This window comes from Acholeplasma laidlawii PG-8A, from assembly GCF_000018785.1.
GTDB lineage: Bacteria > Bacillota_I > Bacilli_A > Acholeplasmatales > Acholeplasmataceae > Acholeplasma > Acholeplasma laidlawii.
Map to the genome: position 1 here is coordinate 54,812 of NC_010163.1, position 15,396 is coordinate 70,207.

Annotated in this window: 19 protein-coding genes and 1 other RNA gene; all 20 read left to right on the top strand. The window is 32.8% G+C overall.

The features are described from left to right. The first annotated feature begins 23 nt into the window (after positions 1–23). Positions 24–566, top strand: coding sequence for an inorganic diphosphatase (locus ACL_RS00225; protein ID WP_012242016.1), 543 nt, complete (start codon positions 24–26; stop codon positions 564–566). A 5-nt stretch (positions 567–571) separates the two neighbouring features. Further along, positions 572–1,291 (top strand): YebC/PmpR family DNA-binding transcriptional regulator, encoded by a 720-nt coding sequence (locus ACL_RS00230; protein ID WP_012242017.1) that lies wholly within the window; start codon positions 572–574, stop codon positions 1,289–1,291. Between the two features lie 159 nt (positions 1,292–1,450). Next, entirely contained in the window at positions 1,451–1,753 is a 303-nt protein-coding gene (locus tag ACL_RS00235; protein WP_012242018.1) for a helix-turn-helix domain-containing protein, read from the top strand. Continuing rightward, positions 1,750–1,881 (top strand): hypothetical protein, encoded by a 132-nt coding sequence (locus tag ACL_RS07545; RefSeq protein WP_012242019.1) that lies wholly within the window; start codon positions 1,750–1,752, stop codon positions 1,879–1,881. The genes ACL_RS00235 and ACL_RS07545 overlap by 4 nt, the downstream gene beginning before the upstream one ends. Positions 1,882–2,358: 477 nt before the next feature. Further along, positions 2,359–3,588, top strand: coding sequence for a serine hydroxymethyltransferase (glyA, locus tag ACL_RS00240; RefSeq protein ID WP_012242020.1), 1,230 nt, complete (start codon positions 2,359–2,361; stop codon positions 3,586–3,588). Positions 3,589–3,604: 16 nt separating this feature from the next. Next, positions 3,605–4,903, top strand: coding sequence for an RnfABCDGE type electron transport complex subunit C (locus ACL_RS00245; protein ID WP_012242021.1), 1,299 nt, complete (start codon positions 3,605–3,607; stop codon positions 4,901–4,903). Between the two features lie 2 nt (positions 4,904–4,905). Continuing rightward, on the top strand, positions 4,906–5,976 hold the full coding sequence (locus tag ACL_RS00250; RefSeq protein WP_012242022.1) for an RnfABCDGE type electron transport complex subunit D: 1,071 nt from the start codon (positions 4,906–4,908) through the stop codon (positions 5,974–5,976). Further along, positions 5,973–6,914, top strand: coding sequence for a hypothetical protein (locus tag ACL_RS00255; protein WP_012242023.1), 942 nt, complete (start codon positions 5,973–5,975; stop codon positions 6,912–6,914). The genes ACL_RS00250 and ACL_RS00255 overlap by 4 nt, the downstream gene beginning before the upstream one ends. Next, positions 6,911–7,828 carry a hypothetical protein gene (locus ACL_RS00260; RefSeq protein WP_012242024.1) on the top strand — a complete coding sequence of 306 codons (918 nt, stop codon included), beginning with the start codon at positions 6,911–6,913 and terminating at the stop codon, positions 7,826–7,828. Before ACL_RS00255 ends, ACL_RS00260 begins: the two co-directional genes overlap by 4 nt. 1 nt (position 7,829) lies before the next feature. Then, a complete protein-coding gene (locus ACL_RS00265; RefSeq protein ID WP_012242025.1) occupies positions 7,830–8,408 on the top strand; it encodes an Rnf-Nqr domain containing protein in 579 nt (192 codons plus the stop codon). Next, on the top strand, positions 8,398–8,955 hold the full coding sequence (locus tag ACL_RS00270; RefSeq protein ID WP_012242026.1) for a hypothetical protein: 558 nt from the start codon (positions 8,398–8,400) through the stop codon (positions 8,953–8,955). The genes ACL_RS00265 and ACL_RS00270 overlap by 11 nt, the downstream gene beginning before the upstream one ends. Positions 8,956–8,979: 24 nt before the next feature. Next, positions 8,980–10,062 carry an FAD:protein FMN transferase gene (locus ACL_RS00275; RefSeq protein ID WP_012242027.1) on the top strand — a complete coding sequence of 361 codons (1,083 nt, stop codon included), beginning with the start codon at positions 8,980–8,982 and terminating at the stop codon, positions 10,060–10,062. Positions 10,063–10,074: 12 nt separating this feature from the next. Beyond that, on the top strand, positions 10,075–10,539 hold the full coding sequence (locus tag ACL_RS00280; protein ID WP_012242028.1) for a NusG domain II-containing protein: 465 nt from the start codon (positions 10,075–10,077) through the stop codon (positions 10,537–10,539). Continuing rightward, positions 10,536–11,045, top strand: a complete 510-nt coding sequence (locus ACL_RS00285) for a Gx transporter family protein (protein ID WP_012242029.1) — start codon at positions 10,536–10,538, stop codon at positions 11,043–11,045. Before ACL_RS00280 ends, ACL_RS00285 begins: the two co-directional genes overlap by 4 nt. Before the next feature lie 159 nt (positions 11,046–11,204). Further along, positions 11,205–11,462, top strand: a complete 258-nt coding sequence (locus tag ACL_RS00290; RefSeq protein WP_012242030.1) for a type B 50S ribosomal protein L31 — start codon at positions 11,205–11,207, stop codon at positions 11,460–11,462. Positions 11,463–11,522: 60 nt separating this feature from the next. Further along, positions 11,523–12,116 (top strand): thymidine kinase, encoded by a 594-nt coding sequence (locus ACL_RS00295; RefSeq protein ID WP_012242031.1) that lies wholly within the window; start codon positions 11,523–11,525, stop codon positions 12,114–12,116. Then, positions 12,103–12,543 (top strand): nucleoside deaminase, encoded by a 441-nt coding sequence (locus tag ACL_RS00300; RefSeq protein WP_012242032.1) that lies wholly within the window; start codon positions 12,103–12,105, stop codon positions 12,541–12,543. The genes ACL_RS00295 and ACL_RS00300 overlap by 14 nt, the downstream gene beginning before the upstream one ends. A 34-nt stretch (positions 12,544–12,577) precedes the next feature. Then, positions 12,578–12,671: signal recognition particle sRNA small type (ffs, locus tag ACL_RS07375), an RNA gene on the top strand. An 80-nt stretch (positions 12,672–12,751) separates the two neighbouring features. Further along, positions 12,752–13,429, top strand: coding sequence for a hypothetical protein (locus ACL_RS00305; RefSeq protein WP_012242033.1), 678 nt, complete (start codon positions 12,752–12,754; stop codon positions 13,427–13,429). Positions 13,430–13,436: 7 nt separating this feature from the next. Next, positions 13,437–15,392 carry a transketolase gene (gene tkt / locus ACL_RS00310; RefSeq protein ID WP_012242034.1) on the top strand — a complete coding sequence of 652 codons (1,956 nt, stop codon included), beginning with the start codon at positions 13,437–13,439 and terminating at the stop codon, positions 15,390–15,392. The last annotated feature ends 4 nt before the right edge of the window (positions 15,393–15,396 follow it).

The window sequence follows — 15,396 nt, forward strand, 5'->3', positions numbered from 1 at the left end:
AATAGAGGAAAAAGGTGAATATTATGAATATATGGCATGACATAAATCCATCCCGCATAACACCGGAGCGTTTTATTGTTTGTATTGAGATTACTAAAGGTAGTAAAAAGAAGTACGAACTAGATAAAGAAACAGGGATGATTATTTTAGATAGAGTATTATACACATCAGCACATTATCCAGCGAACTACGGATTTATTCCTAGAACATATGCTGGTGACAATGACCCACTTGATGTATTAGTACTATGTCAAGAAGACATTGAGCCAATGTCTTTAGTAGAAGTGTATCCAATTGGTGTCATTAAAATGATTGATAGTGATGAAGTAGATGAGAAAATTATTGCAATTCCTTATGGGGATCCATCTATGACACAGTATAAAGATTTAAAGGGGTTACCACATCATTTGCTTTCTGAGATTTCTCACTTTTTTGAAGTGTATAAATCCCTAGAAGGAAAGAAAACATACATTCTTGACATTGAGTCAAGAGATGAGGCAATTAAAGTTGTATCTGAGGCTATGGTCTCATACGACAAAGTATTTACAAATAAGAAAGAGAAGTAAACATTATGGGTAGAGCATTCGAAGTAAGAAAAGCATCAATGGCAAAAACTGCCGCAGCAAAATCAAAAGTATATTCAAGATATGGTAGAGAAATCTACATGGCAGCTAAAGCAGGAACACCAGATCCTGAGACAAACCAAGCTCTTAAAAGAGTTATTGAACGTGCAAAGAAGGAACAAGTCACAGCTGATATTATTAAACGTAATATTGATAAAGCTAAAGGTGGCAGTGATGAAAACTATGCAGAAATCAGATATGAAGGTTTTGGTCCAGAAGGTAGCTTAATTATTATTGAGTGTTTAACTGATAATACAAATAGAACCATTTCAGATGTACGAAAACTATTTAACAAGGCATATGGAAAACTAGGTGTATCCGGTTCTGTGTTACACCAATTTGACCATAAAGCAGTATTTGAAGTTGAAGCACCTGAAAATAAATTATTAGAAATCTTATTAGAAAACGATGTTGATATTACTGACTATGAAGCAGAAGAAGGTGTAGTTACAATCTATGCTGAACCTACTGAGTACGGTAAAATAGCTGACGTTTTAAAGGATAACAACCTAGAGAGTAAGGAAGAAGCAATTATGTTTATTCCGATGCAAACCATGGAAATTAAAGATCCAGAAGAACAAGCTAAATTTGATCGCTTGATTGAAGGATTAAATGAACTGGATGATGTCAAAGATGTTTTCCATAACGTTATAAGTTCTGGAGAGTAATTTATAATACTTTTATAAAAAAACTTTGAGGTATATCACTTGATTAATCGGTGTGATATACCTCGTTTTTTTTATTTATTAGTGGTTTTATAAATTGATAGTAAGTTTAATCGCTACATGTTTATTCTGATAATTATAATCTGTTAATATTGCTAATATATGAGCACTATGAAAAATAAAAATATGTTTGATATAAGTGACTTTGTTGGTGTCGAAACAATTCAAGTAGTCAAACATAATTTAATAAATAGATTTAAATTAAGAAGAAAAGAATCTAGAATGACTCAAAGACTTTTAAGTCAAATGTCTGGTGTTAGCTATGCATCAGTTAGGCGATTTGAGACTTCAGGAGATATTTCTTTTGCCTCACTTCTAAAGCTAAGTGAAGCACTTGGATTGCTTTTGGAATTTAATCAGCTATTTAGTAGACCTATAATTAAGGATATTCGGAGGGGAAAATGAAAATCGATATAAAGCGACTTACGGTAACCTATAACAATAAAGTTGTTGGTTATCTGGAAGATATAGGTGAAGGTGAAATTGCTTTTCAATATGACGTTTGGTGGAAACAATCAGGTTCTTTACAGTAACATATATTGTAAATATTCTAGTGATTCATTTGATTAATATGAATTTAGAGAATAGATTTCATGTTGTTTTTAATTTACTTAAAAATAATATATATCTTTATATAACACCACTCATATTATCTTTACTAACACTTATGGGCAGTTACATACAGATAGTCACTAGACTTAGCAGAAAACAAATCATTGCTGAATTTGACTAGTTCTGGATTTAATAAATTCAATGTTAAAGAAATCAAAAGGATATTGATTGTTTTAAAGACTATCAATATCCTTTTAATTTATAGATAAAATACGACAAAAATGTTGTAAGCGTTATCAATTATAGGTTTATTTGCAATTAGATTATTTAATCTATAAAATATATGCATTGATTTACTTTACGCATTTTTTGTTATGTCCAAATCACCATTGCAATGTATAAATATATTTATACATGGTAAAATATAATGAAAAGATATTTTGCGGTGAGGTATAACTATGACATTAAAAGACTATGATCTTGAATTATTTAACGCGATTCAAAGAGAAGATAACAGACAAAAAGAACACATCGAATTAATTGCGTCCGAAAACTTTGTTTCTGATGCAGTGTTAGAGGCACAAGGTTCAATTTTAACCAACAAATATGCAGAAGGCTATCCAAATAAAAGATATTATGGAGGTTGCGAATTTGTTGATCAAGTAGAGATACTAGCTCAAGATAGGTTAAAACAAATCTTTAATGCGAAGTTTGTAAATGTACAGCCTCATTCGGGTTCACAGGCTAATGCTGCTGTTTATCAGGCACTACTTAGTCCCGGAGACAGGGTTTTAGGAATGGATTTAAATGCGGGTGGTCACTTAACTCATGGTTATAAATTATCATTTTCTGGACATTATTATGAAGCACATGCCTATGGTGTAAGTAGGTTTGATGAAAGAATTGATTATGAAGAAGTACTGAAAATTGCAATTGAAGTTAAACCTAAAATGATTATTGCAGGTGCGAGTGCATATCCAAGAGTCATTGATTTTAAAAAGTTTAGAGAAATTGCAGATACAGTTGGTGCATACTTGTTTGTAGATATGGCACATATTGCAGGACTAGTTGCTTGTGGATTACATCCATCACCACTACCTTATGCAGATGTTGTCACGTCTACTACACATAAAACCTTAAGAGGTCCACGTGGTGGTATTATACTTACAAATGATGCAAGTATTGCTAAAAAAATAGATCGTGCAGTATTTCCTGGCCAACAAGGTGGTCCATTAATGCACATTATTGCTGCAAAGGCGGTTGCATTTAAAGAAGCACTAGACCCTAACTTTAAGGTATATCAAACACAAGTGATTAAAAATGCTAAAGCCTTAAGTGATACATTCAAATCACTTGGATATAAATTAATTTCAGATGGTACAGATAATCATTTAATCTTAGTAGATGTTAAATCAAAATTAGGTATTACAGGAAGAGATGCTGAGGATGCGCTATATAAAGCAAATATCACAATCAATAAAAACCAGTTACCGTTTGATCAAGAAAAACCGATGTTAACCTCAGGTATAAGATTAGGAACACCTGCGATGACAACTAAGGGTTTTAAAGAAAATGAGTTTATTAAAGTAGCACAACTTATTGATGAAGTGTTATCGAATATAAACAATGAAGAAGTTATCAATAAAGTTAAAAAAGAAGTACTAAAACTAATGAAAGATGTTAAATGAAAAGGAGTGATTTTCTTTGATCACAAGAACAAGATATATACCTGATGGTAAAGATGTTTTAAAGAAACTACCATTAATCCATCACTTAGAAGCACCATATTTATACTATCCAATTACAAACCAAAGATGCCCGGAAGGTGAAACTTGCGTCGTTTTTGGTCAATTTGTTAAAGTTGGTGAGGTTATTGGTACAAGAAAGGGTGCTTTCTTTGAGCAACCAATTCACTCAACAGTTAGTGGTGAAGTTGTCGGGCATGAAATGAAGTTTGATGCTTCAGGAAAACGTGTAAACTGTATGATTGTTAAAAACGACTTCAAATATGAATTACATGAGTCTGTTAAAACAAGAACTGATGAAGAAATAGACAAACTTACTAAAGAAGATTACGTAAATATTACTAAAGAAGCGGGTTTAGTTGGTCTAGGTGGTTCAGGATTCCCAACATATATTAAACTAAACACTAAAAATAAAATAGACATTATCTTAGCAAACGGTGTGGAGTGTGAGCCTAAATTAATTTCAGACTATGAAGTTATGATGGAAAGCCCGGATGAACTTATTAGAGGTTTAATCTATGCAATGAAAGCTGTTGGTGCACCAAAAGGTGTAATTGCAGTTAAGAAAAGATATGTGGAATTAGTAGAAAGAATCCGTTTTTCTCTAAACTCATATACTGAATATGACATCAAAGTTGTACCAGTTGGTAACCACTATCCACAAGGTTGGGAGTTAGAAGCAATTGAAGCGGCTACAGGTATTAAGGTACCTCAATTTAAACTTCCAGCGGATTACGGTATTATTCCATTTAACGTTTCTACCTTACAATCTATTTATCATGCAGTGAAGTTTAACTTACCTGTACTAGAAAGATACTTTGTATTATCAGGTGATGGTGTTGTAAACAAATCATTTAAAGCTAGAATTGGTACTCCAATTCAAAGTTTAATTCAACTTGCTGGTGGTTATGTAGATAAGGCAGTGCCTAAAACATTAATCATGGGTGGGCCAATGATGGGTAGTAACGTAACAAATGATGATATTGTTACAACACACACAGCAACATCATTAATTGTTCAAAACTCACTTTTATTAAACGAAGATCCTTGTATCCACTGTGCAAGCTGTGTATACTCTTGCCCAGTACAAATACAACCGGTTCAAATTATGAATGCTGTGAAAGCAAACGATAAAGATTTCTTAAAAGCTTTATCAGTTAATAAATGTATTGAATGTGGATTATGTTCATTTGTATGTCCATCTAAGATTCATTTAACAGATTACATGCGTGAAGGTAAACGCATCTTAAGAGGTTAATTATGCAAAATATATCTATTTTAAGCCAAACATCACCGTATATACGTAAAGAAACTTCTACAAAACGTATGATGTTTGATGTGTTAATTGCACTAACGCCTGTAGTATTCTTTTCAATCTACAGATTTGGATTAGATGCATTAGCAAGAATATTAGTGAGTTTAATTATCTTTGTTGGTGTGGAAGCTCTATATTTTTTAAGTGTTACGCGTGTAGATGGTTATAACTTCAAAGATAAAATTAAAAATAAGTTTAAAAAATACAGTATAAATAACTTTAGTGCTCCTGCAGTATCTGCAGTCATCTATGCGATGTTATTACCAAACCAACTACATCTTTATGTGGTTGTTATGGGGGCTTTATTTGGTGCTGCAATCGGCAAAATGATTTTTGGTGGTTTAGGGATGAATATCTTTAACCCTGCAGCAGCTGGCCGTGTATTTATTGCACTAGCATTTACAACATTCTTCACAGGTTCTTATGGGTTTATTGATGCTGCAGCAGGTGCTACAGCATTATCTACAAGTTTTCCTGAAGTATTAAATAGTTATTCACTAATCGATTTACTCGTTGGTAATATTCCGGGTTCTATGGGTGAAATCAATTCCCTTGCTATTTTATTTGGTCTTGCTTATCTATTAATTAGAAAAAGTGCAGATTATAGACCTGTTTTATCAGGACTATTAATCTTTACAGCACTTGCTACAGTTGCAGGATTCATACTACACCCAACATTAGTATTTGAATATGTGATATTCCAATTATTATCTGGTGGTTTATTATTTGGTCTAACCTTTATGATTACAGACCCTGCGACATCACCAATCACAAGACCAGGTCGTTGGTGGTTTGGTTTAATTGTTGGTTCATTAGTATTCTTTATTAGAAGTTTTGGTAGTCTTCCAGAAGGTGTGGCGTTTGCTTTATTATTTGGTAACTTAATGGTACCTTTACTAGATTACCCAATGTGGGCAAACAACAGATTTACAAAGAAATTCTATATTAGCTTTAGTTTAGTATTTGTGGCTTTAGTAGCACTTACCTTCGTGATTTTAGGAGGTTACGCGATATGACAAAAGCAGTTAAAAGCATCATTACATTAGCGGTTGTAGCTATTTTAGGTATTGGACTATCAATTGGTACGCACTTCATCTTTAATCCAATTAAAGAAGAACGTGCTAAACAAGAAACTCTATCTATATTAGATGATTACTTTACAGGTGTTACAGACTTTGAAGCAAACAAGCTCGAAGTAATTGAAGGCGTTGAGATTTTAAGATCTGTTCGCGTTTATAAAAATGAAGATCCACTAGGTTATCTATATGAGGCAAATATTACAAATGATTTTGGTAATATGAAAGTTCGTTTAAGTGTGGATGTTAAAGATGTTATTCAATCCATTGAGTTCTTAGAACTTAACCAAACAATGTACTTACCACAAACAACAAAAATGCTTGAAACATATGTATTAAGCAAGTTAAGTACAGATATTTTTGATGGTGCTGCTGGTGCAACATCCATCTCAAAAAATGATCTATCACACTTAATGAGTATGGTAGGATTACATCATGATAGAACAGATAAATTTGAAATCCAAGCACCTTATAAAGATTTCTATGGTGATGACTACGTGATTTCAAATACAGAAGAACTATCCAACTCTGGTGCGACTATCAAGGTTGAAACGATTGAAGGTTTAGGTGTAGTTTATACAATTACTAAATCAGGTATTTATCAAACAGATAGTACTCAAGAAAAATCAATTACACTTGTTCTTGCATTAAATAATGATAATAAAATTATTGGTGTACTTTTACCAGCTGAGTTATATAACCACACTAAGGGTGGATTTATGACAAGTGCAATGGAATTTGCACAAAGTTTTAAAGATATGTCACTACTTGATGTAACAGATGGCAATGCTGGTGCAACAGGTGATGTTGTAGCACATAATTCAAGAACCTTAATCGAAGATATGGTGTTAATTGTTCAGGGGGTACATATCTCATGAAAAAAGAAAATTTAATTTTAGTATTAATGTTTGGTCTAATGTTGCTTATTAGTGTTATTGCATTAAGTTTTGATTATCTATTCCCAACATCAGTTGTGGATAAGATGTTTAATCAAAATGTTAATGTTGTGAATGTCAAACCAGTCATTGATGCTGAGTTTAATGAAATATTAGAACAAGCAGAAGTTACTACATTAGATGGTAAAAAAATTGCTGATCTATATACAGTCAGAGTTGATCATACATACTTCTATTTAGAATTATATGTAGGTATTGATTTAGATGGTAAAGTCTATGCAAGAGATAAATATGTTAGAACTAAAGACGATACATCTTCTAGTTACTTCCCACTTGTTCGTGCGTACCTATTAAAAAACTATAACGGTCTATATTACGAAAACATACAGTTTATTGATGGTGCTGCAGGCGCAACAACGATTGTAGTATCAAGAACTATCATTAAAAATGCTGTAAGTAAAGTTGTAGTCTTTCACGTAGGTGAAGAAGAAGATTACATCGAAACATTACTTGGTGGTAAATACACATTAAATAATGAATCAACAGACGGTAATGTAACAACGTATGATGTAACCTACAATAATGCAGACTATACAGTCTATATGGCATCAGATACAGGTACATACTATGATTTCCAAAGTGTAAATGAAGGTAGTATTACAATTTATGTTGCAGTCGATAGTGATGGTAAAATTACACATACATTATTACCTGAAGCATTATACGGCCATTCTGGTGGAAACTTCTATAGTGCAACAAATACCTTCTTAAGTGGAGTTATCGGTTATAATTTAAATGATCCAATGCCAGATTCAACAACTGGACCAACTACAAACTCAAACGGTTCACAATACTTAGTAAATCAGTTATTACTAGATATTCAAGGAGGGGCTTAAGATGAATAAAAACAATTTAAAACCATTTATTTTATTAAGCATCTTACCACTTATCTATTTAGCAAATACATTAGAAACTGCGCTTTTTATGGGGTTAGTTTATGTTGTATTAGCACTTATCATTTATGCTGGTGGTCTATTAATTAATAAATTTAGTGAAGGTAGAATGCGTTCTTATGCATATATCTTATTAACAGCTTCAATTGTAACAATCATTATGACAGTATTAGGTACATATTTCTCATTAAATCAATTAATGGGTATTTACTTAGCACTTACAATATTTACAATTCCTCAACTCAGATTAGAAACAGTTGAAGAAAAATCTATTGTGGATCATGGCTTTATGATTCTGGTAGGTTTTGTAGCACTCATACTCATTGGTTTCTTAAGAGAGTTCTTAGGTACTGGAAGTATTAGTTTACTAGCATTTGGATTAGACACTGTACAAGTGTTTGATGCTAAATTTGGTATTGCTATCTTAAAAGACAACTCAGGTGGTTTCATCTTAGCAGGATTTATCTTTGCAATCATCAATGCCATACCTTTTGTAAAGGAGGATAAAGCAGATGTTATTTAATTTATTATCTAGTTTATTAGGTGCTGCAATCCTTTCAAATGTTATTTTACAAGGGGTTGGATTAGAAGCAATTAAAGATCGTGAAATCAGAGTTAAACCAGTATTGGTTAAATCTTCAATGATTAGTTTATTAGCACTTGTTGTTTTCTTAATTGATTATGTTGTGTTAGAATTTGTTTTAGTACCAATTGATATGGCATTTTTAAACATCATCGTATTAGCTTTATTAATGATTGGTGTGAATGAACTTTATAAAATTGTTACTGATAAAACAAAGTTTGCATTACCTAAAGAAGAATTATTTGGATTACACTCTATTGTGATTATTGTTGGATTTATGGGGTTGTCAAATGTTGCATTTGATGAAGCATTTATCCAAGTTGTTGGTTCATTAATAGGCTTTGTTGGTCTATCCATATTACTTACAATGATTCAATCTAGAATGCGTGTAAATCCGCTTATCAAGTCATTTAAAGGATTACCAATTCTACTCATTATACTGGGCTTAATTGCTTTAGTATTTAGTGGGTTAGCAGGATTATTTTAAAAACATATAAAAAGGAAAAAGAACATGAAAAAAATATGGGCAGTTATCAACTTAATATTAATCAGTGTTCTTTTTTCTGCTTGTACACAACAAGCAATTGATAACAGTTTAGCCATATCATCTATGGATACATTTATTGGTGGCACAGTACATGCACCAAAAGCTGTTTGGGATAAAGCGGATAAAAAACTAAAAGAAATGTATATGCTCTACCACGAGTTAACCGATAACTATAGAGGTTATGAGGGTGTACAAGGTGTTTACTATATTAATAATTTAGTAGAAACAACGAAAACTGACCAAACAGTTGAGATTAAAAAAGAACTTTATGATCTATTAAGTTTAGGTGTAGAACTCTATGAATTTACAGATGGATACTTTGATATGTCCATTGGTAAGATCATCGATGTTTGGAAAAACTTAATTGATGAAAGTGATTATACGGGTCAAGAAATACCTAAAGAAGATATCGATTATGCGATAAACTTAGTGGATGCTATTGATATCATTGAAGATCCGGTGATTTTAAGTGAAGTAGATAATAAATATTACGTGACACTTAAATATGGTGCAAAACTAGACTTAGGTGCGCTTGCTAAAGGGTATGTCACTCAGTTAGCAGCAGATTATTTAACGGATTTAGGTTTAAGTACCTATCTCATTAGTGGTGGTGGCTCATCCATGTTATATGGTGAAGGTAATCCAAAAACTGAAGATGGTAGTTACAGAACAGGACTTATTAATCCACAAGATGTTATTGATAACTTAGATATTATTGGATATCGACCTAAAAATTACGGTATATATACAGCTAAAAATTATAACTTCACAACATCAGGAAGTTATAATCAATTTATCTTAAGTGAAGGTGTGATGTATCATCACATTGTCTCACCTAAAACAAAACGTCCGGTAAATCATTATCTAACACTTTCTATTGTTGGAACAGATGCAGGATTTAATGATGGTTTATCCACAGCATTATTTAGTATGCCACCTGAAGTGTTAGAACAGTTTTTAGAAACGAATGGTTATGAGGTCTATACATATTTATTTAATAATACTTATAAATCCTATAATCAATCTGAAAACTTTAGACCACTTTAATTAGGTGATGATATGAAGAAAAGAGATTATATCATCATTGGTGGACTATTAGTTGTTGTAGGTATACTTTATATTTGGGTTACATATTTTGGTGCCCCAACTGGTAGTATCGCATACGTTTATCAAGATAATGATGTGGTAATTAGTGTAAACTTTGATGACAATAGTTATGAGTTAACACCACAAACGATTGATAATAACTATCCAGTTGTTACAGATCCTGTACCTGATGAGGGTGGCGATGTTGCTTTCATTATTAAGGGTGCTTATATCCATGAAGGTGAAAGAACGTTAGTCTATATCGAAATTGATTGGGATAAAAAGGCAATACGTATACAAAAAGATGAAACACCAAGACAAATTGGTGTTAGACGTAATTGGTATGATGGCACAGGTTTACCTGCTGTATCCTTACCAAGTAAAGTATTTATCGTATTTGAAACAGTAGAAGATGACGGGATTGATGGTGTTGTATGAAAAACTTAAATAAAATTACAACATTGTCGATGTTAATTGCAGTAGCAATTGTCTTAAACGTTATTGAAATCTCAATTAATGTCATACCGGTACCAGGTGCAAAAATTGGATTTGCAAATATCGTAACGGTCATTGTCTTATATATGTATGGATTTAGATCTGCTTCACTTGTTACAATTTTAAGAGTATTCTTAGTAGGGTTACTCTCAAGATCGTTTACCATACCATTTTGGATGGGCTTGGGTGGTGCAATTGTATCTATTACAGTGATGGGTATCTTTAAAAACTGGATTAAGCTACACTTAATAAGTGTCTCTGTCTTAGGTGCTATTACACATACATTAGGACAAGTGATTGTAGGGATATATCTATTAGAGACAGACCTACTCATACTCTACTTACCACTGATGTTACTTATTAGCATACCTGCCGGTATTTTAATCGGTATCATCGCTCAGAGATTCTTTAAAACATTTAACCGTAGTAAATATCAACGTTCATTATAAAACCCACTTAAAATTTAGTGGTTGTTACATAAAAAAATAATAAATATGTGAGTATTTATATTATGAAATTATGGTGTTGCATTACTTTAAATACATGATATAATAACTATTGCGAAACTTACTATGAGTATTATTTTCTCATGGCGGAAGGAGAATTCTATGAAAGCAAATATTCATCCAAAAACAAGATTAGTAATCTTTGAAGATGCTCAAACTAAAAAACAATTTTTAATTGAATCATCTGTCAATACAAAAGACACTGAAGTTTATGAAAAAGATGGTAAAACTTATCCGGTAGTCCGTTTAGAAGTTACATCTGAAACTCACCCATTCTATACAGGTGAACAAACTTTCGTTGCTCAAGCTGGTCGTGTGGATAAATTTAACAAGCGTTTAGAAAAAGCTAAAAAAGAATAATCATTACAGCGAGATTGCATCTCGCTTTTTGTTATAATAGGATTAAGTGGGGTAAAAAACATGTATCATACATACCGTAATGGTTTCATTGAAGTAGTTTGCGGACCGATGTTTGCAGGTAAAACTGAAGAACTTATAAGACGTGCAAAACGACTTAAATATGCTAAGCAAAACTATTTAGTGTTTAAACCAGTCATTGATAATAGATATAGCAGTAAAGCAGAGATTGTATCGCACAGTTTATTAACGGAAAATGCCATATTAATAGAAAAGTCTAAAGACATTCTTGAACATATGAATGATTCTATTGAAGCTGTAATCATTGATGAAGCACAATTCTTTGATCAAGATATTGTTGAAATTGCTGATAGACTCGCAGACAGTGGTGTGCGTGTAATTATCGGTGGTTTAGATAGAGATTTTAAGGGGGAACCCTTTGGTCCAATGCCACAACTTTTAGCGATTGCAGAGTTTGTTGTAAAACTCACCGCAATATGTCCTAAAACTGGTACACCAGCAACGCGTACACAACGCATCATTAATGGTAAGCCAGCACGTATGGATGATCCACTGATTGTTGTAGGCGCATCTGACTCTTATGAGCCAAGATCTAGACATGCCCACGAAGTACCAGGAAAATATGATAAAAAATAGTCGTGAGTACTTCATGAATGAGGCTCTAAAAGAAGCTAAAAAAGCTAATGATAAAGACGAGGTTCCTGTTGGTGCAGTTGTCGTATTAGACGGTAAAATTATTGCAAGAGCACATAATTTGCGTGAAAGTAGACAATCCATCCATGCTCATGCTGAATTTTTAGCAATAGAAAAAGCAGCAAAAAAAATTGGTAGTTGGCGTTTAGAAAATGCAGATGTATACGTTACATTAGAGCCTTGCCCAATGTGTGCAGGTGCAATGATACAAGCGCGTATTAAGAATTTGTATTACGGCGCGAAAGACCCAAAGACTGGTGCAGTTGAAAGTGTTATAAAACTGCTTGACAATCCCTTTAATCATAAGATATACTATGAAGGTGGATTGTTGATGGATAAGTGTTCAAACATCCCTTTCGACATTCTTTAAAAATAAGCGAAAATAAAAGAGTAAACATCCCTATAGGGTATTCTCATTCAATATTAAGGATCGAACCTGGTCAGGCCTTGATTGGAGCAGCCATAAGATACCTGATATGTGGATGAGGATACCCTATGGGGATGTTTTATTAAAACATAAAACGATATGATATAATTAAAACTAGATGATAAACTTAAAAATTTGGAGGATTTAAAGTATGAAAATGTTACCAAAAGATTACGCTAAGGCAGTAGGCACTCCCTTTAGAGTAGAAAAATATAACGACGCTACCTTAGAAATGTATTATTTAAACGATAGAAGTGATTTCCACAAATTTGCATCACGTGGTAGATTTTCTGTTTGGACATCAGATGGTGTAAACTATAGACTATTTGTTGAAAAAGGATATTATGAATCAGTCACTGATCTTTATACAAATGAAGTGAACACAATCTGGTTAGATTTCACAAATACAATCTATGCTCAACAACGTAAAATGTCACGTATGTATATGATGGTATCGATGATTGTATTACTTATTGTATTAGGTGCATCTATTGGGTTACAACAAATTATTCCCGATCAAGCAGATAATGTTTTTTTAGCTGCAATGGTTGTATTATTTATTGGATTATTTGTTTCATCTAATAGACAACAAAAGAAATTAAGAACTTTAGTAAGCGATGAAAATAAAAAAGCAACACAATTAATCAAAGATACATTAGGGGAAACAAGATTCCAAGGTATTTTAGAAGGTCAAGAAAAATACTACGAAGCATACTACAAATCAGATGATGAAGTCACAGAAGAAGAAGCATCTGAAGAAGAAACACCAACTCAATTAGAAGATTCAGAAACAGAAAACAATTCAGAAGAAAAGACTAATAAGGAGTAAAAAAATAATGGATATAAACAAGTTATCTATTGATACGATTCGTTTTTTAGGGATTGACGCTATTAATAAAGCAAATAGTGGACATCCTGGTATTGTCATTGGTGCTGCACCAATGGCGCATACTCTATTTACAAAACACATCAACATTTATCCAAAGATGAGTCGCTGGATAAACCGTGACCGCTTTATTCTTTCTGCAGGTCATGGTTCTATGCTACTTTATGCATTAAATCATTTATCGGGTTACAAAGTCTCTATTGATGATTTAAAAAACTTTAGAAACTATCCAGGAAATACACCAGGACATCCAGAGTATGGTCATACAGATGGTGTTGAAACAACATCTGGTCCGCTTGGACAAGGTATTTCTAATGCTGTGGGTATGGCAATTGCTGAAAAGCATTTAGCTGCACGTTTTAATGAACCAAACTTTGATTTAATCAGTCACTATACTTATGTATTAGTAGGTGATGGTGACTTACAAGAAGGGGTAGCTTTAGAAGCTATTTCACTTGCGGGACATTTAGGGTTAGGTAAACTTATTGTTTTATATGATTCTAATGATATTCAATTAGACGGTGAAACAAATCTAGCAATATCAGAAGATGTTAAAAAGAAGTTTGAAGCACAAAACTGGCACTACACTAAAGTAGAAGACGGTGAAGATTTAGATCAAATTAACCGCGCTATTTTACGGGCTAAAAAGATCGTTGATAAACCAACCATTATTGAAGTTAAAACAATTATTGGTAGAGGTACAACATCAGAAGGTACTTCAAAAGTTCATGGTTCACCTTTAGGGGAAGCTGAACGTGAAAAATTAGCACAAAAATCAGGCTATAACTACAAACCATTTGAAGTAGACGGTGAAGTATATAGTTTCTATAAGAGCAAAGTATTTAACAAAGGTAAACGTGTCTACAACAAATGGGTTAAGATGTTAGATGCTTATAAAGCACAATTCCCAGAAAAACATGATTTATTCAACCAATTCTTAAGTGGAAATATGCAAATAGATTTAAGTAGCCTAGTATATAATGCAGGTTCTAAAGAAGCAACACGTAACGTATTAGGTAAAGCTTTAACACTTGCAAGTCATCAAAACTTAAATATTGTTGGTGGATCAGCAGATCTAACTTCATCAACTAAAGCTAAAGGTAATGATGGACATTTCAGTAGAGATAATGCTTTAGCAAGAAATATTAACTTTGGTGTTAGAGAACACGCAATGGGTGCTGTAGTTAATGGTATGACACTGCATGGTGGTTTAAAATCATTTACAGGTGCATTCTTTGTCTTCTCAGACTATATGAAACCACCAATTCGTTTAGCTGCAATGATGAAAATACCTAGTGTATTTATCTTCTCACATGACTCAGTTGCAGTTGGTGAAGACGGTCCAACACATGAACCGATTGAACAACTTATTGGATTACGTAGTATTCCAGATTTAAACGTTATTCGTCCAGCGGATGCAAATGAAACAAAAGCAGCAGTTGAGATTGCATTTGAATCTAAAGATACAGCAACAGCGATTATCACTTCTAGACAAAATGTCTTAAATTTAGAACACACAAGTAAAGAGGGTGTTTTAAAGGGAGCATATATCGTAAGTAAAGAAGAAAACAAATTAGACGGTATCTTATTAGCATCTGGTTCTGAAGTGGGACTAGCTTATGAAGCAAAACAAATCCTTAAAGAAAAAGGATTAGATATCCGTGTTGTTTCTATGCCATCACATCATGCATTTTTATTGCAAAATGAAGACTACAGAAGTAAAATACTTCCGGCAAATGTCAAAACCCTTGCAGTAGAGATGGGATCTAGCTATTCATGGTATAGATTTACACCTCATGTATACGGTATTGATACATTTGGACTTTCTGCAAATGCTGATGTGGTATTAAAACATTTCGGCTTTAACAAAGAAAGCATTGCAGAAGCATTTATAAATATTAAATAAAAGT

What these genes read in the sequence shown, in the direction of transcription:
- ACL_RS00225 (WP_012242016.1), top strand. Translation starts at nt 24, where the DNA reads ATGAATATATGGCATGACATAAATCCATCCCGCATAACACCGGAGCGT.
- ACL_RS00230 (WP_012242017.1), top strand. Translation starts at nt 572, where the DNA reads ATGGGTAGAGCATTCGAAGTAAGAAAAGCATCAATGGCAAAAACTGCC.
- ACL_RS00235 (WP_012242018.1), top strand. Translation starts at nt 1,451, where the DNA reads ATGAGCACTATGAAAAATAAAAATATGTTTGATATAAGTGACTTTGTT.
- ACL_RS07545 (WP_012242019.1), top strand. Translation starts at nt 1,750, where the DNA reads ATGAAAATCGATATAAAGCGACTTACGGTAACCTATAACAATAAAGTT.
- glyA (WP_012242020.1), top strand. Translation starts at nt 2,359, where the DNA reads ATGACATTAAAAGACTATGATCTTGAATTATTTAACGCGATTCAAAGA.
- ACL_RS00250 (WP_012242022.1), top strand. Translation starts at nt 4,906, where the DNA reads ATGCAAAATATATCTATTTTAAGCCAAACATCACCGTATATACGTAAA.
- ACL_RS00255 (WP_012242023.1), top strand. Translation starts at nt 5,973, where the DNA reads ATGACAAAAGCAGTTAAAAGCATCATTACATTAGCGGTTGTAGCTATT.
- ACL_RS00260 (WP_012242024.1), top strand. Translation starts at nt 6,911, where the DNA reads ATGAAAAAAGAAAATTTAATTTTAGTATTAATGTTTGGTCTAATGTTG.
- ACL_RS00265 (WP_012242025.1), top strand. Translation starts at nt 7,830, where the DNA reads ATGAATAAAAACAATTTAAAACCATTTATTTTATTAAGCATCTTACCA.
- ACL_RS00270 (WP_012242026.1), top strand. Translation starts at nt 8,398, where the DNA reads ATGTTATTTAATTTATTATCTAGTTTATTAGGTGCTGCAATCCTTTCA.
- ACL_RS00275 (WP_012242027.1), top strand. Translation starts at nt 8,980, where the DNA reads ATGAAAAAAATATGGGCAGTTATCAACTTAATATTAATCAGTGTTCTT.
- ACL_RS00280 (WP_012242028.1), top strand. Translation starts at nt 10,075, where the DNA reads ATGAAGAAAAGAGATTATATCATCATTGGTGGACTATTAGTTGTTGTA.
- ACL_RS00285 (WP_012242029.1), top strand. Translation starts at nt 10,536, where the DNA reads ATGAAAAACTTAAATAAAATTACAACATTGTCGATGTTAATTGCAGTA.
- ACL_RS00290 (WP_012242030.1), top strand. Translation starts at nt 11,205, where the DNA reads ATGAAAGCAAATATTCATCCAAAAACAAGATTAGTAATCTTTGAAGAT.
- ACL_RS00295 (WP_012242031.1), top strand. Translation starts at nt 11,523, where the DNA reads ATGTATCATACATACCGTAATGGTTTCATTGAAGTAGTTTGCGGACCG.
- ACL_RS00300 (WP_012242032.1), top strand. Translation starts at nt 12,103, where the DNA reads ATGATAAAAAATAGTCGTGAGTACTTCATGAATGAGGCTCTAAAAGAA.
- ACL_RS00305 (WP_012242033.1), top strand. Translation starts at nt 12,752, where the DNA reads ATGAAAATGTTACCAAAAGATTACGCTAAGGCAGTAGGCACTCCCTTT.
- tkt (WP_012242034.1), top strand. Translation starts at nt 13,437, where the DNA reads ATGGATATAAACAAGTTATCTATTGATACGATTCGTTTTTTAGGGATT.